Here is a 21,794-nt window from a genome sequence, read left to right as displayed (position 1 = left end):
TATGAGAGCGGAAAAGCGAAAATGATTTGTTTTCATTATTTGTTCATCCTTTCGTTAAGTTTATATCTTCCGTGATATAAAGAATTGATTGTTATGTAGGATAACTAGGAGGAGTGGGGTGATGTTTTACCAAAAGTGATGAATATGGTGCTTTTTGTTAAATAAACCTTATGTGCCAAACTCTTTGTTGAAATGGTTCTTTTACTATTTTTAGTACCGTATCTCTCTGGACTTCCATTTTTTCATCGGTTTTCAAGTGGAGCAAACTTTAAATAAAGAAAGATAACATCCTGCCTCCTTTCTAAGTTTTAATAGGTCCAAGAGATTGTGAATAGATTAAGATTGTTCTGGTAAATTATCAATGTTCATTAATCTATCTTAATGATAGAAGAAATCTATCATAGGGGAGTCAACAAGGATTAAAAGGATTCAGTTGAAAAAAATAGAAAACAAATGCCTGGTTTTTAGTTATCTTTAATAGATTTCACTTTATTCTAAACTTCACGGACAATAAAAAAAGAGCTGCTTATCAGCTCAGATTTTTTATAACAGCTAGGTCATATGATTAGTTTTTTTGTGGTTATAGATTTGAAAGATTGTATTAATCAAGCCATCTTCCCTAGTTATTTATTGTTTTAAACGGAGAAGATTGAGTACGAAGTAACAATGAAGAAAAGGTTGAAATAACAGTTTGTAATACTGACTTTGGGAAAAAGGAGAAGGACACGAAACAAACAATTCGAACTGCTTAATTTGACTTTACCAACTCTTCTTAAAATAAATGAGAAAACTAAAGGAGGACCCCCTAAAATCCTCCAAAAATACTTCTAAATTGAATCATAGAATCAATGATCAGTATTTACTTTGCATTTAATTTCTTCTAAAAATCAATTTTAATCCAGTTAACGATGCACAATGCTTTATTATCGAAAGAGAATTACATCTGAAATGAGAGGTCGATGGTCTGATGCTAATGTATCGATAACCTCAGATGATTCAGTTTGAATACCATGAGTTGTTAGTATATAGTCAATTGTTTGTTTGGGTTCATATGCTGGAAAGGTGTAACCATCATGATTATGTACTTCTTTCCATGTATCTTTAAACGTTGAAAACAACGGTGATAACTCTGGAGATGTCGGTTTTGCATTCATATCACCAATTAAGATTTGCTCATTATTGCTTTCAGACATTATGTTTAACATATCTTCTATTTGCATTTTTCGTATTTTTGGATCGGGTCTGTAATCTAAATGAGTAGAATATACGTTTACTTTAATTCCCTTTACGTTTATTAAGGTTTCTGCGAATCCAGGTAAAAGCTCAGGTAATGGATTGGCTGATTGTGTGGAAAGACGGGTAATATGCCTATTTTCTGCTTTAAGAATTGGATATTTACTTAGAATTGCAACCCCAAATTGACGATTAGGCTGTCCTTCTAGATTTGATGGAAGGTTATAGATTGGAGCAAAAAAATAATGCATATTAAGAGTTTCTGCCAGTATTTTGACCTCATTTTCATAATGACTTCGATCTCCCCAATGCACATCTACCTCTTGTAAGCCAATAATATCTGCATTCGATTCACGAATAACATTAGCAATAGCTTCTAAGTCATATTGATTATACATATTATGCCCGTAGTGGATATTGTAGCTCATTACCCGAAGTTTTACGGATTTTCCGCTATTGCCCTCTGCGGAATACGAAGCAGGCTGTAGAAATAAAAAGGCCAAAAACAAAACCATTATTGCTACCTTCACTTTTTTTACCACGTTCTTTTCCTCCTTTAATAAGATTAATCAAGGTCTATTGACAAGCTTTATGATAAAGATAGCAACTTTTGATGTCTATAGTAAGTGGGAATTTAACTTATTTTTAACAATATTCATAAAAGCTGGAATTTTAAAAAATTAAATTTTTTTGTATTCAGGGTTAGATCATGAGATAGAAAGGAGGAGGAAATCATTGGGAGATTGAATTATATCTACTAGTATACTTGGCGCTAAAATAAAAGGAGAAAAATAAGGTACAACTCCGTAGTAGTAGAACATAGTTGCCTACTATTAGAAGCGCAAGACCAAAACGTTTGTGATTCAGTATATGCCAGCTTTTAAAACCCCTTAACCCAAGGGGTTTTTAGTTTGAGTCCAAACTGAGATTAATAGTTGGAGGATATAGATGCATATTCCTCCACACCTTTCACTATAACATCATGAATAGATTACTGAGTAATAGATAGAAACAATAGATATAATAGATAAAAACAATTGGTATTCTGAATTTTCTGACTATATAATCATTTCATATGATTCAAATTAATCATTGGACACTTTATGCATCTTGAATAAATGATCGTAAAAAGGGGGTGAGAGTATACACTTGAAATAGACTGAACAACTATTCATGACCACTATTCCTTAATATAAAGGGGAGCTAAGTTTGAAATCTAAAAAACGTTTTTCATCTAACATTATTTTGATCTTAATTGCACTTCTTCTTATAAGTACTGCTTTACCAGATCAAACGGTAGCAAGAAAACAGCTTCCACTAGTCAGTCTTTCTGAAACTCAAACAAAAAACAAGATTAGTAAGAAACTAGAGAACCAATATAAGAATGATACATATGTTACGTTTATATTGAAATTTAAGCAACAAACAGATCTTGAGCATGTTGCCTCTACCGCGATAAAAAAAGCGAAGTCCTTAAAATTGACTCCATATCAGTCAGAGCTACAAAAGAAATCAGCTGTTGTTTCTGCCCTTCGAAATACTGCTACACAGAATCAAAATCGCGTAAAACAGTATTTGGAACAAGAAAAAGATAAGGGCAATGTAAAAGAGATCGAATCCTTTTACATTGTTAACGCAATGGCTGTCACAGCTACCAGGGATGTTATGGAAAAACTGTCATCATTTGGGGAAGTCGAAAAAGTGATAGCCAATGAAATAATTCAATTGGTACAACCCGAACCTAGAACAGTTAAAAAAGCGATCATTCAAAATCCTTCCTCACTTGAATGGAATATTAATAAAATCCAAGCACCGAAAGCATGGAAAATGGGAATAAACGGATCTGGTTTGATTATTGCCAATATCGATACTGGCGTACAATGGGATCATCCTGCATTGAAAGATAAATATCGAGGGTACAATCCTGCTGATCCTAAACACCCGACCCATACGTTTAACTGGTTTGACGCGGTTGATGGAAAATCAACACCTTTTGACGATGTTGGACATGGCACTCATACGATGGGGACCATGGTTGGAGCTGAGCCGAACAGTTCCAATCAAATTGGTGTGGCCCCGGGAGCAAAATGGATCACGGTTAGAGCACTTGGTCCAAATGGTTCGGATATGAAAACCCTTTTAACAGCAGGAGAATGGATACTTGCACCAAAAGATGCCAAAGGCAACCCCCATCCTGAGAAAGCACCGGATGCTGTAAACAACTCTTGGGGCAGTGGTGCTGGCCTTGACGAATGGTTCCGTCCCATGGTTAAAGCCTGGAAAGCAGCAGATATTTTCCCTGTTTTCGCAGCGGGTAATGACGGTATAGTGGGCGATGGGTCTATTGATGTGCCGGCCAACTATCCTGAATCTTTCTCTTCTGCTGCAACGGATAGCAATGACCATCTGGGCTACTTTTCTTCGAGAGGTCCTTCCCCATATGGCACAATGAAACCCGAAATATCTGCGCCAGGTGTTAATATTCGTTCTTCCGTTCCTGGAGGAAAATATGAATCGGGTTGGAACGGAACTTCAATGTCCAGTCCGCATATAACCGCAGTTGCTGTTTTAATGAAGCAAGCAAACCCTTCACTTACAAATGAAGAGATTGAGAAGATTTTGATTGATACGGCTCAGCCGCTTACTGATGACAAGTATCCCAAGGTACCTAACAATGGTTATGGTTATGGATTAGTAGATGCATACCGAGGAGTTCTAGCAGCTCAAAGTGGTGTAGGTGAAGTTAAAGGCCAAGTGCAGGTTACAGGTATAGATGAAGAAAAACCATCATTTCATAAGCCGGAGGAAGCTGAAAGTTTTGTCGGTGCTCCACTCCAGATTATTATTACAGCACAAGATGATATAAGAATGGCAAAAGCAGAGTTGTTCTACCGGGAACCAGGTACTCTAAATTGGAAAACAATTAGTGCGAAGCAACTCTCAGGAAACTACCGTGGTGGGACATACCAAGTAATCATCCCATATACAGATGTAAAGCCATCCGGTATCGATTATCACTGGATCTTTACGGATGCAGCAAGCAACAGTACAAAAACGAGTAGCTATAAGGTAAAGCCTAGTCCTGCAATTACTATTGGATATAAACAGGATTTTGAATCCACTCCAAAAGGCTGGTATTCTTACGGAGAAAATAACTCTTGGAGATGGGAAACAGCTGAGAATCCAAATACAAAACCGACTAGGGCATATTTTACAGGGCATAATCCCGAGGGTCTTTATAAGCCAGAGCATGCTACTTTGGTGATGCCTCCAGTACATGTTCCGAACAAACCAACTTTTCTACACTTTAAACAATTTTACGATATAGATGCTTTAGACTTTGCTGAAGATGCTATAGTAGTCGTTTCCACTGATCTGCAGAACTGGTCACCTATCGCAAACTATAAAGGCTGGAATGCTGACCAGTGGGTTGATGGTGGCGTTGATTTATCTGCTTATAAAGGAAGGAAAATCTTTATTGGTTTCCATTATACAACGGAAAATAGACGGTTTATTGGTTGGTATATCGATGAAATATCTCTGGATTCCAATCCTTTACCATCATTAAACATTAATAAACGTTTGAATCCCACTAAATCATTGAATAAACTTCAGACTATTAGAATGGAAAACCTTCTCGCTCCAACATCTTCAAGTCCACCACCAACTAATGCTTATACGTTGCCAGGAGGAGCCAGAGTAACGGTTTTAGAAACCAGACGCTCTGCTATGACGAATACTGATGACGGAAGTTTTTCATTGAAACATGATGCTGGTACTTTTACACTTCGGGCAGAGTCATACGGATATCGCTCAGCGGATAAGAAGATTAAAATTCAAAAAGATAAAGCAATTACTCTAGATTTTAAATTGGAACAATTACCAAAAGGGACTGTAAGTGGTCAAGTTTTGAACAAGGCAACCGGGAAACCTATCTCCTACGCAACTGTATCTTTAATCGAAGACGCTTCGGTCAATCCGGTTCTAACGGATGCTAAAGGGAGATTTACGATCCGAGCGTATAAAGGAACGTACACTCTTCATGTCTATGGACAGAATTATAAAGATATGGATTGTACGGTTACCATCGAAGGTAACAAGAATATCGAACAAAATCTCCGACTGACACCGTTTGTCGGATATCCTGGGGAAATCAGATACGATGATGGTACGGTAGAAAGTGCTACTGCCATGGATGTGAGAGGCAGCGGTTTTGCTGTGAAGATGTCACTACCAAAAGGAATACAAACAGCGAAGCTAAAAGGGAGCCTTTTCAAGTTCGAGAGTGGGCTAGGAAAAGGGGAAAAAATCAAGGTTACTATATATGATGCAACGGGGGCTCATGGGTATCCAGGAAAAATCATCGCGGGTCCGATAGATCTAACAGTTGATGCAGATGGCAATTGGCTCATGGCCGACTTAGCAGATTTTAAAATTACGGTAAAAGGTGATTTTTACATTGGATATACGCAGACCAATGATTTTTCGTTGGCTCCATTTATTAATCTGGATCTAGACTCAAAGTTTACAGGTCATTCCTATTCCTATTTCAAAGGGGTATGGTCTAAAGTATCTTACCGGATCGGTAACGTTATGATTCGTTCTGTTTTGGATTATGAAACAAAAATACCAGCTATAACATCTCCGGTTGACGGGAGTTTTACAAACAAAGCAAATGTATCCGTAAAAGGAAATACAACACCAAATGTTATGGTGAATATTCAGAACAAAGGTAGAGTTGTGGCAAAAGGAAAGGCAAAAGCAGATGGTACTTTTTTAATTCCTATTACTCTTCAAGAAAAAGAAAATGTGCTTACTGCAACTGCTACTTCAAACGGTACAACCGCACCTTCAACTACAGTGAAAATTACACTCGACCGAACCAAGCCGCAATTGTCGATTGGAAGCCCTAAAAATCACGAAAAGATAAAACGCGAAACAACAACCGTCACTGGTAAGGTAAATGATGCAAATTTGCTTTCAGTGAGAGTGAATGGAACAAAAGCAAAGATTTACAAAGATGGCACCTTTTCTGTACGGGTGATGCTTGATAAAGGAGTAAATACTCTTAAAGTAGTGGCGAAAGATAAAGCAGGTAATCAAACGGCAAAATCAATCCAAGTGACAGCCCAATTTACTGTGACTTCAATACCTCAAATATTTAAACTCGCAAAATATCAAAACAGGTAAAACGTTGCGTTTAACAGCAGCCAATATAAAAGTAAAGGAGAAGCTGCTACATCAGGCAGCTTTTCTTTTTGCACTAAAGAGCAGTTTAGTGGTATATAGGACCGACATAATCGATTACTAAGGACAGTTTACCTTCATCTATATTCATTATGATCTTAATCCTAAGAGGGGCTCATTTTTAAGTTAAATGAAGTAAAAAAAGAAAGATGAGCATCAATTAGTGATGCATCTTTCTTTTTTGGAAAATCTAAATATTCTCTTGCTTCAAAGCATCAATAATGTTTTCGTTCTTAACCTTCCTGATCGAATATAGCATCGTTGAGCTCACTAGAATGAAGATCGCAATTATAGCATAAATGATACCCATCCAAGGGAGAGCGAATCCATATTCAAAAGTGTTTCTTAGAGACCAGTAGATCAGCCCCATCATTGCTATACTTATTGGAAGCCCATAAAATAGGGCCTTCATTCCATAGAAGATGCTCTCGTAATTGATCATTTTATTAAACCCCTTTGGCGTCATACCAACTGACTTCAGCATAGCGAATTCACGCTTACGGAGAGAAATACTGGTTGAGATCGTATTGATAATATTGGCTATTGAAATCGATGTAATCAATGCGATAAAACCATAGGTGAACACAGACATCAACATCACTAGCTGTCGGACCTTTTGTCTATTCTGGTATACATTATGCACATACAAATCGGATTGCTTTAGATCTTCAATCTCTTCTTGCGTTGCCATTGGATCCGAGCTATTCATAAACAGATTTGCTGATACATCACCTTCGTCTTGCTCTTTAATCAATGTATCCATCGTTCTTTCGGTAACAATAACATCTAGACCACCGATTTCTGATGTGTCAATACCCATGGGGACTCGATCTGTTAATGCACCAATCTTTACTTTGTCTAAAAATACCTGCTCTTCGGTGTCATAATTCATTGCATACAAATCGATCATAAGACCCGGTTCTGTATTTATAGTCTTCGTTTCAATAAACCTATTCGTATTGGGCTCTTCATAGGAAACCTTATCGATAATAATCGCTGTTGGATTGTCTGGATTTTCTAGTTTCTCTAAATCAGCTCCAACCTCTTTCGCGTAGTCCTGAAAGCTTTTCTCATCTAGTCCATATAAATAGATGAGATAAGGGTATTTCCCATCTTTTAATATATTTTTATCAATCTTTATTTGTTCATGCAAACCTTCAGCGATCATTGACTCATCAATCCAAGTATTTAACGGTAGGTGTTTAACAACAATAGATTCAGTTACATATTTAGATTTTGCAATCGATTTAAGCTCGTCTGAATTTTCACTATTACTAGAGACTCGAATATCAAAATTAACTCGTTCATGGGATAGCTCCATTGATTTCGTTAGATTTGATATAAAGAAAGTTACCGATAAGAAAAGAACAATGCTGATGACCAGTGAAAAGATAGTAGCTTGATATCTTCTCTTGTTTCTTTTCAAGTTTTTTAAACCAATCTCTGCTTCTATCCCAAATAATTTACGAATCAGTTTTGAGGTCTTTACGATTTTACCTGATAGTTTGACATCTTGTGTTTGACGAATCGCATCAATTGCTGATACCTTCGATGCTTTTCGGGCTGGTAGGTACGTTGAAATGAATATTGTCAGGATTGAAATAAACGATGCTACTAAGATCGAAATTGGTGTGACAATTACCTGTAGCTTCTCTGTCACGCCTAGTGCTCCTTCTATAAAGGAGTTAATAAACCAAAAGGTAACAGTCATACCAACAATTCCTGCAATAATACCAACAGGGATGCTAATTGCACCAATTATGGCTCCTTCAAAAAAAACGGAATTTCGTTTCTGATTTTTCGTAGCTCCTATACTCGAGAGCATCCCGAAGTGTTTCGAACGTTCTGAAACACTGATTGCAAAGGCATTATAAATTAAGGAAACCGAACCAGTGATAATAATGCCTAAAATAATTCCTGCTAAGGAAAAGAATGTTGTCCTTAGTCTATTATTATCTGTTACACCATAGTACCGGAGGAGGTTATCGTTAAAAAGAACTTTTTTAATATCATATTGATTCTTAAAAGTTTCTGCATGCTGGTACAAAGAGTCATTCACATTGTTTAAAACAACGGATGCATCTACGGAATCAGTTTCGTCCAACATTTTTTCATCCATAAAGCTGATAACCGTATAGCCAGGTGACCAAGTTGGTTCCCATGTCGGACGTTTGATAATTCCTACAACCTTATAGGTTTCAGTCGTTTCCACTTTAAGTATTTCGGTTTGTTTATCCTCATTCTTCTGAAGCGGTTCATTTTGAAATAGTGGTTGTTCATTACCAACTAAAAACCGTTCCCCGATATCCATTTTTATTTTGTCGCCAATCACGTAATCAACATCTGCATCACTTGTGATCTCTTCAGAGATGATTACTTCATTTTGTGACTGTGGTAGACGTCCCTTACTTAATTCAATCGGAAAATTCTTAAAACCATGTTCATTGAATTCCTTTATGAATAAATAAGGTTTGTTTTCATTTTTAGAATTTTTTAATAAGGCATAACCACGATCGTTTGAAATTATTAGTCTCTTAGTTTCTTTGTCCTTTTCGATCGCTTCTATCTGGTCTTTGTTGACATCCAAGTATTGGATATGCCATTCTCCGTCATTTTCGATCGTTTGTCTTTTCATCAGATCAAGAAAAGAAACTCCTAGTGTTGCAACAGATGTCACCATAGCGACCGATATTATGACGCCAATAATCGTAACAAGTGTTCTTCTCTTGTTCTCTTTCAAATGTCTTACTGTTAGTTTATAAATGATGTTCATGCGCGAATCACCTCATCCTTGGCGATCCTTCCATCTTCAATAGCAATGACTCGATCCGCTTGCAAAGCAATTCTTTCATCGTGGGTAATTACAATGAGCGTCTGGTTAAACGTTTTGTTAAACATTTTTAATAGCTCCATAATTTCACTGCTATTTTTACTATCTAAGTTACCAGTAGGCTCGTCCGCGAGTATAATGGCCGGATTGTTTATGAGAGCTCTTCCAATCGAAACTCGTTGTTGTTGTCCTCCAGATAGTTGATTCGGTAAGTGATTTAACCGTTTTTGCAAGCCTAAGATTCTAATGATATCCTCGAACTGTTTCTTATCTACCTTGTGCTCATCCAGCAGTATAGGCAACGTAATGTTTTCTTCAACAGATAAAATAGGAATCAGGTTATAAAATTGATAAATTAAACCTATTTGCCTTCGTCTAAAGATCGCCAGTTGTGTTTCATTTAACTGATAAATATCTGTGTTATCGACAAGAACCTTTCCACTTGTCGGTCGATCGACCCCACCGAGTAAGTGGAGTAGAGTTGACTTTCCAGAACCAGATGGACCGATAATCACAACAAATTCTCCCTTTTTAACGGAAAACGAAACGTTATCAAGCGCTTTTACTGCTGTTTCCCCATTACCATAGACTTTTGACAGATTCACTATTTTTAAAATATCCATTTGAAAACCTCCATAATTGATGTTGGGTTCAGTATATCTGCCTAAAATGACTATAAAGTGACTCCAAAGTGACAGTTTAGTCACTTAAGGTAAAGGGGGGGTTAAGTAGACCAGCAAATCTTCATTAAAAAAATCTTTAAATCACCTGTTTATAGAACTTAATCTTAAACTGTGTCCCTCTATCTTTTTCACTAATCACCTCGATGTCTCCATTTTGACTAGTAATAATGCTATACGCTATTGCAAGACCAATTCCGACACTGTTCTGGTCAGCATTTTCTCCCTTATAAAAACGTTTGAATATATACGGAAGATCTTTCTTTGAAATCCCTTTGCCGTTATCCCTAACAGTTATAACTGTAAATAATGCATTTTCTGAATAAGATATAGAGATCTCTCCACCTTCCTGGGTATGCTCCACACAGTTTTTTAAAATGTTAATGATTGCTTCAACCGTCCATTCGAGATCTCCTTGAAACGATACATTTTCCTCTCCGGTTATTATCAAAGATTGTTGTTTGATATCCAGTGGAATCAAAACAGGTTGTACGGCTTTTTTAATCAATTTGTTAACGACAACCTTATCTTTTTTGAATGGCACTGTTCCAACGTCAATTTTCGATAGCTTTAGTAAAGAAGAAACTAGCCATTCGATCCTCTCTAATTGAACGCGAATATTATGGGTGAATTCCAACCTTTTCGATTCATTCAGCTTTGTATCGTTTAATAAATCAGCCATCACCATCATTGACGTTAAAGGGGTTTTTAGCTGATGAGATATATCAGATATAGCATTGGTTAACTTTACTTTGTCACGTTGTAGCAGGGAGCTGTGTTCAGAAAGCTGTATAGTTACTTTATATATGTTAGTTTTTAAAAAACTAAGCTCACCTTCATAGTTATCACGGACATCAAGGGTATAATCACCACTACTAATGCGCAATAAATAACTAGAAAGCTTTTCAATTTCTCGATACCGCCAGGCAGTAAAAGTTAGAGTACAACCAATTAATAATACAGAAGTGATAATAATTACTACCCCCGCTTGATAGGAAAGGATAGCCGCAGTTAATGCTGTTGCTCCGAAACTGATAGTGAAAAGGATTGCCAATAGGATTTGAATTTCTCGATTACGTAGCACGTTTTTCACCAACTTTGTAACCCAGCCCACGTACTGTCTTGATGACAGTTGGATTCTGCGGATCATCCTCTAGCTTTTCTCTTAACCTCTTTATATAGACAGTCAGCGTATTATCATTGACAAAATCACCAGCTATATCCCAAATTCTTTCTAATAACTGATTTCTCGTCAGTACTTGTCCAATATGGTTGGCGAATATCAGAAATAATCTGTACTCTAAAGCCGTCACTGGCACTTCCTCACCCTTTTTATAGACCTTACCTTCTAGTGTATTGATACGAATATCATCAATCTCAATAATCGGTTTTGTCTGCATTTGCTTGTTATAGCGACGTAGGACTGACTTAATTCTTGAAAGCAGCTCACGAACACGGAACGGCTTTGTTATGTAATCATCAGCTCCCATATCGAGACCCATGACAACATTCACTTCATCATCAAATGCTGTTAGAAAGATGACGGGTTTGTCACTGTGCTTTTTAACTAGCTCACATAAATCGTAGCCACTGCCATCAGGAAGTGATAAATCAAACAAACATAAATCGATTTCATCTAAATTTTCGTATAGTACCTTTTTCGCCGATTCGGCACTATAACAAAGAATCGTTTCATAGTCATCCTTTTGCAAGGAATATTCTAACCCCGATGCGATTGTTTTATCATCTTCTACAAGTAATATCTTCATATGTAACATCCTAACGTCGGTAATTTTCTATTCGTACGTTTTTATCATATTTTATCCAATATTTTTTATCAAAAATTCAAATAGGTTGGCTAGAAAAACACTGATCATTTAAGTATCGGTTTTAATAATGAAGATTTGTCTTCTTTATTTTTTTCGAAGCGTAGAGTTTGTCCTTTCACTGCTTCAATTGCTTCAAGTTTCTGATGATGGAATGTACAAGTATTGTGAAAAAATGAAGATGAAATTCTGTTATTACTACAAAGAAATTACCTTGGAGAAAGAAATATTAATAAACGAAGAGAAATATTAACAAAACTAATGGAAAATTGATACTTCACAGATATGTCAAACAAGTTTAACTATAACTAAGAAGGTTGATATACAATTTATTTAATGTTACTAGAATTAAATAAGTAACATAAAAAATAGTATTGGAGAGATCAGAATGAAAGTCGCTATCTTGCTCTATGATGGAATCACAGCATTGGATGCAATTGGGCCCTACGAAGTATTTGCTTCAGTACAGGACAGTGAAGTTAAGTTCGTAGCTAAGAAAAAGGGGTTGATTAAGCTAGACTCACACATGGGCTATCTGCATGCTGATTACAGCTTTTCCGAAGTTGATTCCGCTGATATTTTAGTTGTACCTGGCTGTAAGCCGCCTAACTATAAGGTTCCAATGAATGACGAAGAAACGTTGAATTGGATTATCAAAATTCATGAGACTACAAAGTGGTCAACGAGTGTTTGTAACGGTTCATTGATATTAAGCAAAGCAGGTTTACTAAATGGAGTTAAAGCAACAAGCCATTGGGGATCATTTGAATTACTCAATTCACTCGGATCAATTTCAACTGAAGAAAGGGTCGTTCGCGAAGGAAAAATCGTAACAGCAGCAGGTGTCTCTTCAGGAATAGATATGGCACTCCAATTAGTCGCTTGGGAAAAAGGAGAAGACATCGCCAAAGCATCTCAGCTTATTTTGGAATACGATCCTCAACCACCTTTCGATACAGGTTCGCCTAAAAAAGCACCGGCTCCATTAGTAGAACACTTAAGAGGGGTAATAGAAGAACTTGCAAAACAGGATTCTGATTTTAAATAAATGATAAACAAAAGAGTGTGACACCTTCATACTATTGGAATTTGAGTCTAAGGAATAAAATAAACATTACACTGGGTGACCTTTTACATTAGAAGTACAAATACCTCTTAATAATTCTTTCGTTATTTTGATATTTATTGTTGACAGTAATAAGAAGGTCAGGTATATTTATCTTAAATTAAAGATAATTAATTTTAAGATTCTTTAATAAAAGATAAATTGGGAGGAAATAAAAATGAAGAAAACAAGTGTTAAAAAAAGTATGGTTCTTTCCCTTGCTGTAGCAACAGGGTTGGTAGGTGTCGGATCACAAGTGTTCCCAAAAGAACAAAGCGTAGTTTCCGCAGCCACAAACGGTGCTGAGAGTTTTAAAATTGATACTGTACAGTTCAGTAATCAATCAAAGGTGACTCAACAGAACGCAAAATTGATCCAAGATTTCTATGCAGCTTTCCTTCGTGGAGATATAGAAGCAGCAACGAAATTCATCTCGAGTGACTTCATCATGCACGTACCAGGTAATGGAGTTAATGCAGGCGAATACTGGGGAGTGGAAGGGTTCAAACAATTCACTTCTAACATCATGGCTTATAATGGTGGGAAATTCAGTATGGAAGTTCCGCAACTTGCAGTAAGTGAAGATGTCGCTTTTACCAGAGAGATTGTAAAATTCAACCGTAAACACGATCCTGAACGTATGTTTGAACAACATTTTATGATGAAGTACAACATTAAGAACGGAAAAGTCTCAGAAGCATGGACGATTCCACAAGATCTTTATACGTATGATGAATACTGGACACCACCAGTGAAAGAATCCAAAGTTGCATTAAAAGCCCTTAATAGTGAGAAAACTTCAGTGTATCAGGGCAACCCTAGTACTAAAGGAGCCTACTCTAAAAAGAATGAGCAATTGATCCAGAGTTTCTATAACAAATTTTGGGCCGGGGATCTTGAAGGCATGAAAAAGATGATCCATAAAGATTTTGAGTTCTTTATTCCTGGAAAAAGTGATATGGCGGGGACGTACAAAGGCTGGGACGGGTTCATGCAATTCCGTAACAAACTGATGGAAAAAGCAGGTACAAAGTATAAGCTAGAAATCGAGTCTATGGCAGCAAGCTCCAAAGAAGTATTTGTTCAAGAATATATCCGCATGGACCGTAAGTGGGATTCTGAGGCAAAAGTTGTACCTTCAGTCATTTTACACTTTGAGATCAAAGACGGAAAAATTCGTAAAGTAAATGATATCCCGCTAGATCTTTATGAATATGAGAAATTCTTTACAGCGCCAGTTAAGTAAGATTAGGGAATTTTTTTGTAAAATATCTTAAATTTAAAAAGCTTAATATAAAAATAATTTATCTATAACTTGTTTTGATCAAAATGTATGCATTAGAGCCGTATTACAAAATATAAACAAAGATCATAAAAAAGGAGACAAAAAAATGGCAAATGTTAAACTCAATATTATCTATTACAGTTCTACAGGAACGAATTATCAACTTGCACAGTGGGCTGCAGAAGGTGCAAAAGAGATTGGTGCTGAAGTTAAAATCTTAAAAGTACCAGAACTTGCTCCAGCAGCGGCGATCGAGAGCAATCCAGCATGGAAGGCTCATGTAGAAGCAACAAAGGACGTGCCTGAAGTAACCCTAGATGATTTGGTTGAAGCAGACGCATTAATCTTCAGTATCCCGACGCGCTATGGGAACATGCCTGGACAAATGAAACAATTCTTGGATACTACAGGTGGACTTTGGTTCCAAGGTAAACTTGCGAATAAAGTTGTAAGTGCAATGTCCAGTGCCGGAAATCCTCATGGTGGACAAGAAGCAACAATTCTGAACTTCTACACGATGATGTATCATTGGGGGGCAATCATTGCTGCTCCTGGTTACACAGATCAAGTTACATTTACTGCAGGCGGAAACCCTTATGGTACTAGTGTTACTACAGGGCAAGATGGTATGAAAGAGGATGTAAAAGACGCAGTAAAACATCAAGCGAAACGTACGGTCACTGTTGCAGGTTGGGTTAAACAAGGGTTATAAAATAATGGAATCAAACATTCATTATTTATAAGAAAAATGACTAGTTAGAGCAGCTCTATCTGTGATAGGGCTGCTTTTTTATTTACATGTGAATTTTAGAAAGTCCTACTTTACATTACACTTAACCTTAAGAAACAAGTAAGAATTTATTAAGAGAAATGACAGTTTTAACTATTAGAATTAAACTCATGAATAACACAAAAGAAGTTACTTCTACCTTATATAAAGAACAGTAATAATAAGTCCAAAATATTTAAGGCAGAGTTGTTGTATCGAAAATTAACCGGGATAAAAAATGAGGCGAAATTTATACTTTTCTCAGACGGGAAAGTGAAATTGAAAATGATTCAATTCCCATCCCATTATCAATTTCCTTAAAATCATATTTTGGAAGGAAAGAAAGGTGAAAAAATGGGAAAGAAAAAGGTTCTATCCTTTAAGGAATTGGTGTTAGAAAATAAGCAGGAAATGCTTCAGGATAAACAGTTACTGGAGAGAATTGAAAAACGATTAGAGACCAAGCACTTGTCTAAATGATGATCAAAAGATTTAATTTTTCACTTTAATATAACTTAAACAATTTAGAAATAATTCACTAGCTATATGAAAACAGGCCATTCCCTTAGTCAGGATGGGAAAACCAGTCTATGTACCCTGAGGTCTGACAATGAGTTATAATCAAACCAAGCATCCAATAATTTAAAAGAAACAAAACTGTAAGCAGTCCTATCTATGATAGGGCTGCTTTTTTTATGCTGTCTAAGATGATGGGGCCGAAGCCGAATCGATTGAAATTTCCGTTGATTAATATGATTAAGACAATTTAGTATCCATTAATTTGTTTTAGACAGCAGGTGGATTTTTACACTCATAAATTGGAACGGGATGGGGACGATACTATAGAAAGTTTAATTTTAATAAAAATAGGAGGAACACCATTTGAACAGAAGAACTTTTAAGAAATCTGCTTTATTATCCTGCGCGATAGCACTTATACTCTCAGTAACTGGGTGTAATTTGAATGGTAATGGAAATAGAGAAGCTGAACAAGAACGAACAAACCCAACACCACAATCAACAAATGAATCAACACCGAAACCTCTAAATGTCGCAAACAAGAATCAGACGGGGTCAACCCAAACTGCCGAAATGATGCAAGACTTCTATGCAGCCTTTAGCAAGGGAGATGTAGAGGGGGCATCTAAATTTTTAACCCCTGATTTCATCATGCACGTACCAGGAAGAGGAAAAAATGCAGGAGAATATTGGGGTGTTGAAGGCTTTCAGAAATTTTATAAAAACATCCTGAATTACAATGGTGGAAAGTTTAGTATGCAAGTACCCGTACTTTCTATAAACAAGGATGTTGTTTTTACTCGAGAAGCCGTACAAATAAACAGAAAGCATGACCCTAACAATTTGTTTAATCTGCGTTTCTTTATGGAATACCGAATTAAGAATGGAAAAGTTTCCGAAGCGTGGACTATCCCAGAAGATCTATACTTGTATGATGCATATTGGACTCCTTCTAGTAAAGCGCCGAATCAGGCTAGAATTAAGAAACCTCAGGGAGGAGCACAAGGTATCTCAGATAGGGTTGTAAATAATGCCTCTTCTAAAACCAATCGTGATTTGGTCCTCAATTTTTATAACACATTTTGGCAGGGTGATCTAGAAGGACTGAAAAAATACTTTGCTAAAGACTTTATTTTTTATGTTCCAGGGAAGAGCAACCTAGCAGGGAGCTATAAAGGTTTTGATGGGTATCTTCAGTTCCGTGATAAGCTGATGAAGATCGCGGGTGGCAGGTATAAATTAGAAATAGATTCAATAGCAGCAAGTAAAAATGATGTATTTGTCAGAGAATATATCCGGATGAATAGAAAATGGGATCCGGTTCCTAGGGTTGTACCACCAGTAATTTTACATTTTGAAATCCGTAATGGAAAGATAACACGAGTAAATGACATTCCAGTCAATCTATACGAATATGAAACGTTCTTTACATCACCTAAAAGATAAAACAAACTAATTATTAAGAAATATATCTAGGCCACAAAAAAACTCCCCATCGGGAGTTTTTTCTTTTGTTATTCTTTAGAAATAAAACTACAAAATTTCACTTATTGTCTGCAGATATGTTTTCCTAGATGTTTGCTTAACTTTAAATTTTCTTTATTATCTATAGGGATCTCAACCAGTACCACTTCATTCATGTTTACTGCTTTTGTTAAGATACTTTCCAGTTCGGAAGGATGATTAACTCGCATGCCAGCAATGCCAAAGCTTTCTGCCAAACGAATCAGATCAGGATTTTGAAAATCAATTCCAAAGCTCTCATTAAAACGATTTTTAAGTTTCCAGTCAATCAATCCATATTTGGAATCACTAAGAACAATGATTGTAAAAGCTAATCCGAGCCGTTTAGCCGTTTCAATCTCTGCTCCATTCATCAAGAACCCACCGTCACCCATGATACATACCACAGGGTCATCGGGGCAAGCGAACTTTGCACCTATTGCTCCTGGAAGTGCGATTCCCATCGAGGCAAATCCATTAGAAATAATGACACGGTTAGGGAGTTTAGGCTGGTAATTCCTCGCTATCCACATCTTATGTGCACCCACATCAGAGATGACTATTGTGTTGTCTTTCACGATTTTTTGTAACTGATTCAATACCGTCTTTATCTTTATTTTAGTAGTGTCAGAGGTTATTCTAGGCTCCGGTTCCTTGTTGATGCCTGCTAATTCTTCTTTGAGTTTTTGATGTAATTCATCGCCAGGCATCCAACCTTTGGTACCTTTATGATTCTGAGTCAAGTATTCTAAAGTTGATCGGATATCTCCTACCAACTCAGAAGCAACTGGATAATGCAGATCTACCTCTGCTGCCTGAGTATCGATGTGAACAATCTGTTTTGGATCTGTTTCATTCCAGTACATCGGTAAATATTCGATAAAGTCATAACCAACAGCAATGATCAAGTCCGCTTCATGAATACCGCATAATACAAAATCCTTCATTTGCAATCCTACTGTATACATATTAAGAGGATGATCCGGAGGGAGGACGCCCTTAGCCATAAATGTGTGTGCAACCGGAACGTTAATCGATTCAGCAAATTTTTGTAGAGATACTGCCGCTTCTTGTCTTATAACCCCGTTGCCAGCAATAATGAACGGTTTTTTACTTTGTTGAATGAGTTCAATTGCCTTTTCCATGTTATCGACTGTGGGCACGGATTTAGGCAAAGCCGTCGTCGGGAGAATGGTATCCTCTATATCATCAGCAGCTATATCTTCAGGCAGTTCAATATGGACAGCTCCAGGTTTCTCCATCTCCGCTAGTTTGAAGGCTTTGCGAACAATCTCAGGAATGGTTTCAGGGCGTTTAACCTGAATGGACCATTTTGTTACAGGTGTAAACATGGCTACCACATCTATGTATTGATGGGATTCCTTATGCATTCGTTCCAAACCTGCTTGGCCGGTGATTGCGACTAAAGGTGCACGGTCTAAGTTCGCATCCCCTATCCCAGTAATCAGGTTTGTGGCACCTGGTCCTAATGTAGCCAAACAAACACCAGCTTTTCCCGTCAACCGTCCGTAAACATCAGCCATGAATGCAGCACCCTGTTCATGTCGAACAGCCACGAATTGAATCTTATCTGAAAAGGATAAGGAATGGATCAGGTCAATATTTTCTTCACCAGGAATTCCAAATATATATTTTACTCCTTCATTTTCTAAACATTTAACCATAACGTCTGTTGTTTTCAAATCTTTCACCTCACAATGTATTCCAATGGAAGCTCACAAACTTCTCTATTGTCATTTCATTTATGGCATATTTTACTCCTTCTCGTCCGATACCACTGTCTTTTATACCCCCATAGGGCATATGATCTAATCGGAAGGTTGGGATATCGTTAATGAGAACTCCACCTGTTTCTAAATGGTTGATACAATAAAAGGCATGATTCACATCATTAGTATAAACGCCTGCCTGTAGACCAAAACGCGAATCGTTTATTAATCCAACTGCTTCTTCTAAGTGGTCAAATGGCAAAATACTCACTACTGGACCGAATACTTCTTGCTGTATGATTTTTGCTTGATGTGGAACATTGGTCAATATCGCAGGAGTCATCACCTGTCCTTCGATGGTCCCGCCATATTCAAGATTTGCTCCTAATTCCACCGCTTCAGCCAGCCATAAGGCAATACGGTCGATCGATTTTTTACTGATAACTGCCGTAACTTCTGTATTCTCATCCAAGGGTGAACCCGTTACCAGGTTTCTTGTCTGATGAATCATGAATTCGAGAAACTTTTTATATAAAGAACGATGAACATATATCCTTTGGATGGAGATGCACACTTGTCCGACATTCGAGAAAGCACCTTCTATTATTCGTTTGATAATCTTCTCTATATCGATGCCATCATCAATAATTAAGGCAGAATTCGATCCTAATTCAAGGGTCACCTTTCGAAAGCCTGCATTTCCAATAATTTGTTTGCCTACTTCGGGGCTGCCTGTAAATGTTATCTTCTTAACATAGGGATGAGCTGTTAAAGTAGGGCCTAACTCTGGCCCCAATCCAGTAATGATATTGAGTACACCATCAGGTAAGCCTGCTTCTTGAAATAATTCACCAAGAAAAAGACCGCTCAATGGGGTGGATTCAGCCGGTTTCAATACAATGGTATTCCCTGCTGCGATAGCTGGCCCTACTTTATGAGCGACCAAGTTAAATGGGAAGTTAAAGGGGGTAATTGCAGATATTACCCCAATAGGAAACCGCATCGTAAACCCGACTCGTTCTTCTCCTCCTACTGCCGCATCCATGGGTATTCTTTCTCCATACATCCGTTTCGCTTCTTCAGCGGAGAATCGATAGGTCTGAATGGTTCGATCGATTTCTGAGCGTGCGATCTTAATAGGTTTTGCCGCTTCATTAGCAATAATCTTTGCTGCTTCTTCTTTGCGTTGATAGAGAAGGGAAACGAATTTATCTAGGATTTCCGATCGCTTATGTGCTGGTACTTTTTTAAACTGTCCAAAAGCATTTTGAGCAGATACAATCGCTTTTTCTGCATCCTCTACAGAGGCTTGAGCAATCATAGCAATTTTTTCCCCTGAGAAAGGTGAAATTATTGGTTCATATCGCTGAGTCTCTACCCATTTACCATCTATCCAGAGGTGTTTTGTATGCATATCCAATCTCCTTTATCTAAATCACTTTTGAGAGAGAGTTAGATCAAGCTAGACTTTACATCTAAAAGGCATGTCCTTAGTTTTTAACCCAACCACTTACTTGAATGCCTAAGGTAACGTCCTACTCTGACCAAAAAAGAATCTTAATTTTGCCTAAAACCAGTTAATCTTTCGTCGAGCATTCCAATATCTTTAATATGTTCTAATAAGTGTTTTTTATGTCTACCAGCCTTTAGCATGAACGCTTTAGAGATACCTATATAAAAATGAACTTTTTTCATTCAAAAATTCTTTCATTAATAGACTTCTGATAGAAACTTAAGAAACATGTAAGGAACTGTTAAGAAAAAAGTGAATTTAAGTATTTACAATAAAAGTATCCAATAAGGGAGAGGTGATGTCAGCAGGAACTAAAGAATGTAGGAGAAATAACCCATCGATATTTTAGGTTACAAGTTGGTGTTACTAAGAAAAGGCACATCAAAAATTTATCTTATATCTTTAGATTAAGATTTTTGATATTAAGATTTAGCATTTAGAACAAAATGAATGATCAAAAAAATTAAGTACTCCAGGAGGTTATTATGAAGAATAAAAATAAATTTGTTATGGCAGTCGCGGCTTCTGCGATTTCTCTAACTGCATTAGCCGGGACGTATGTGAATGCAGCTCCAAAAACAGAAGTGTCAGTCAAAGCTCCTATAAATATTAATAAAAATCAACTCGCTAAACAGATAGACCAATATTTGAAAGAGAACAAGTTCAACGGCTCAATCCTAGTAGCCAAAGAAGGGAAAACCATCTTTAAACAGGGATATGGAAAATCAAATTTTGAAACCAATGCTCAAAACAATGATGATACTATCTTCCGCATCGGTTCTATCACAAAATCATTCACTGCTGTTGCCATCATGCAACTAGCTGAACAAGGTAAGCTAAAGCTTGATGACCCGATCAATAAATATGTTCCAGACTTCCCTTCCGGGGAAAAAATTACGATTCATCATTTACTATCGCATACTGGAGGGCTTGGTGAATATTTAGATGAAGAATTATTGAAAGATCCGGAGAAAGCAACAAAATATGTCTCTCATGAAGAACTCGTTGATCAAATCTCTAAAATGAAGTTAATATCGGAACCTGGAACCAAATTTAGCTATTCAAACGCAGGATATGCTTTACTGGGATACATTCTAGAACGAGTATCCCATACAACATACGATAACTACGTTAACGAATATTTCTTTAAACCTTTAGATATGGATCGCTCTGGAGTTGATATCAATGAACCCGTACAATCTAATCATGCCGTTGGGTCTGGTTGGGAACTAGGGGACATCGACATGTCTTACTTCGGTCCGACAGGTGGAATGTATTCAACTGTTGGAGATCTATATAAGTTTGACAAAGCGCTCTTGTCTGGAGAACTTATCTCCCAAAAATCACTCGATAAGATGTTCACTCCAAATTTATCCAATTACGGTTATGGGTGGGGAGACGGGAAGCAGTTTAAGCTATCCTCCGACTGGAAATGGCACAACGGACATATTCCAGGATTTCTTAGCTACAACGGCGTAAATCAAAAAGATGATATGCAAGTGATCATGCTGACAAATCAAGAAAGACCTGAAAATGAAGTTATGAAGATGGCAA

General features: G+C 37.1%; 13 protein-coding genes and 1 pseudogene. 7 read left to right on the top strand and 7 right to left on the bottom strand.

Annotated elements, in window-relative coordinates:
* Window positions 1–923 precede the first annotated feature (923 nt).
* Window positions 924–1,775, bottom strand: a complete 852-nt coding sequence (locus IEV52_RS19895; RefSeq protein ID WP_229754396.1) for an endonuclease/exonuclease/phosphatase family protein — start codon at window positions 1,773–1,775, stop codon at window positions 924–926.
* Window positions 1,776–2,442: 667 nt separating this feature from the next.
* On the opposite strand from IEV52_RS19895, the gene IEV52_RS19890 reads away from it, so the two are divergent.
* Window positions 2,443–6,423, top strand: coding sequence for a S8 family serine peptidase (locus tag IEV52_RS19890; RefSeq protein ID WP_188404329.1), 3,981 nt, complete (start codon window positions 2,443–2,445; stop codon window positions 6,421–6,423).
* Window positions 6,424–6,670: 247 nt separating this feature from the next.
* On the opposite strand, the gene IEV52_RS19885 is transcribed toward IEV52_RS19890, so the two are convergent.
* From IEV52_RS19885 to IEV52_RS19870, 4 genes are all read right to left on the bottom strand, one after another.
* Window positions 6,671–9,253 (bottom strand): FtsX-like permease family protein, encoded by a 2,583-nt coding sequence (locus IEV52_RS19885; RefSeq protein ID WP_188404328.1) that lies wholly within the window; start codon window positions 9,251–9,253, stop codon window positions 6,671–6,673.
* The gene (locus IEV52_RS19880; RefSeq protein WP_188404327.1) at window positions 9,250–9,933 is read right to left on the bottom strand and encodes an ABC transporter ATP-binding protein; all 684 of its coding nucleotides are present in this window, start codon (window positions 9,931–9,933) and stop codon (window positions 9,250–9,252) included. The genes IEV52_RS19885 and IEV52_RS19880 overlap by 4 nt, the downstream gene beginning before the upstream one ends.
* A 136-nt stretch (window positions 9,934–10,069) precedes the next feature.
* Window positions 10,070–11,074 carry a sensor histidine kinase gene (locus IEV52_RS19875; protein WP_188404368.1) on the bottom strand — a complete coding sequence of 335 codons (1,005 nt, stop codon included), beginning with the start codon at window positions 11,072–11,074 and terminating at the stop codon, window positions 10,070–10,072.
* Complete coding sequence (locus tag IEV52_RS19870) at window positions 11,064–11,759, bottom strand: response regulator transcription factor (protein WP_188404326.1); 696 nt, start codon at window positions 11,757–11,759, stop codon at window positions 11,064–11,066. Before IEV52_RS19870 ends, IEV52_RS19875 begins: the two co-directional genes overlap by 11 nt.
* Before the next feature lie 445 nt (window positions 11,760–12,204).
* On the opposite strand from IEV52_RS19870, the gene IEV52_RS19865 reads away from it, so the two are divergent.
* The 5 genes from IEV52_RS19865 (at window position 12,205) to IEV52_RS19845 (ending at window position 16,940) form a co-directional block, all read left to right on the top strand.
* The gene (locus IEV52_RS19865; RefSeq protein ID WP_188404325.1) at window positions 12,205–12,864 is read left to right on the top strand and encodes a DJ-1/PfpI family protein; all 660 of its coding nucleotides are present in this window, start codon (window positions 12,205–12,207) and stop codon (window positions 12,862–12,864) included.
* A 235-nt stretch (window positions 12,865–13,099) separates the two neighbouring features.
* Complete coding sequence (locus tag IEV52_RS19860) at window positions 13,100–14,167, top strand: nuclear transport factor 2 family protein (protein WP_188404324.1); 1,068 nt, start codon at window positions 13,100–13,102, stop codon at window positions 14,165–14,167.
* Between the two features lie 145 nt (window positions 14,168–14,312).
* Window positions 14,313–14,918: an NAD(P)H:quinone oxidoreductase type IV gene (wrbA, locus tag IEV52_RS19855; RefSeq protein WP_188404323.1), complete on the top strand. Its 606-nt coding sequence runs from the start codon at window positions 14,313–14,315 to the stop codon at window positions 14,916–14,918.
* A 411-nt stretch (window positions 14,919–15,329) separates the two neighbouring features.
* Window positions 15,330–15,455, top strand: coding sequence for an FbpB family small basic protein (locus IEV52_RS19850; protein ID WP_188404322.1), 126 nt, complete (start codon window positions 15,330–15,332; stop codon window positions 15,453–15,455).
* 402 nt (window positions 15,456–15,857) lie between these two features.
* Complete coding sequence (locus tag IEV52_RS19845) at window positions 15,858–16,940, top strand: nuclear transport factor 2 family protein (protein ID WP_188404321.1); 1,083 nt, start codon at window positions 15,858–15,860, stop codon at window positions 16,938–16,940.
* A gap of 101 nt (window positions 16,941–17,041) precedes the next feature.
* Here the strand turns inward: IEV52_RS19845 and IEV52_RS19840 are convergent, their stop codons facing one another.
* A complete protein-coding gene (locus IEV52_RS19840; protein WP_229754395.1) occupies window positions 17,042–18,709 on the bottom strand; it encodes an acetolactate synthase large subunit in 1,668 nt (555 codons plus the stop codon).
* A gap of 1 nt (window position 18,710) precedes the next feature.
* Entirely contained in the window at window positions 18,711–20,141 is a 1,431-nt protein-coding gene (locus IEV52_RS19835) for an aldehyde dehydrogenase family protein (RefSeq protein ID WP_188404319.1), read from the bottom strand.
* A gap of 584 nt (window positions 20,142–20,725) precedes the next feature.
* Here IEV52_RS19835 and IEV52_RS22420 point away from each other — a divergent pair.
* Window positions 20,726–21,769: pseudogene (locus IEV52_RS22420) on the top strand (serine hydrolase domain-containing protein); the annotation flags it as partial.
* Between the last annotated feature and the right edge of the window lie 25 nt (window positions 21,770–21,794).

This window comes from Fictibacillus barbaricus (assembly GCF_014635025.1).
GTDB classification, from domain to species: domain Bacteria; phylum Bacillota; class Bacilli; order Bacillales; family Fictibacillaceae; genus Fictibacillus; species Fictibacillus barbaricus.
This window is presented reverse-complemented; position numbering and strand designations above follow the sequence as displayed.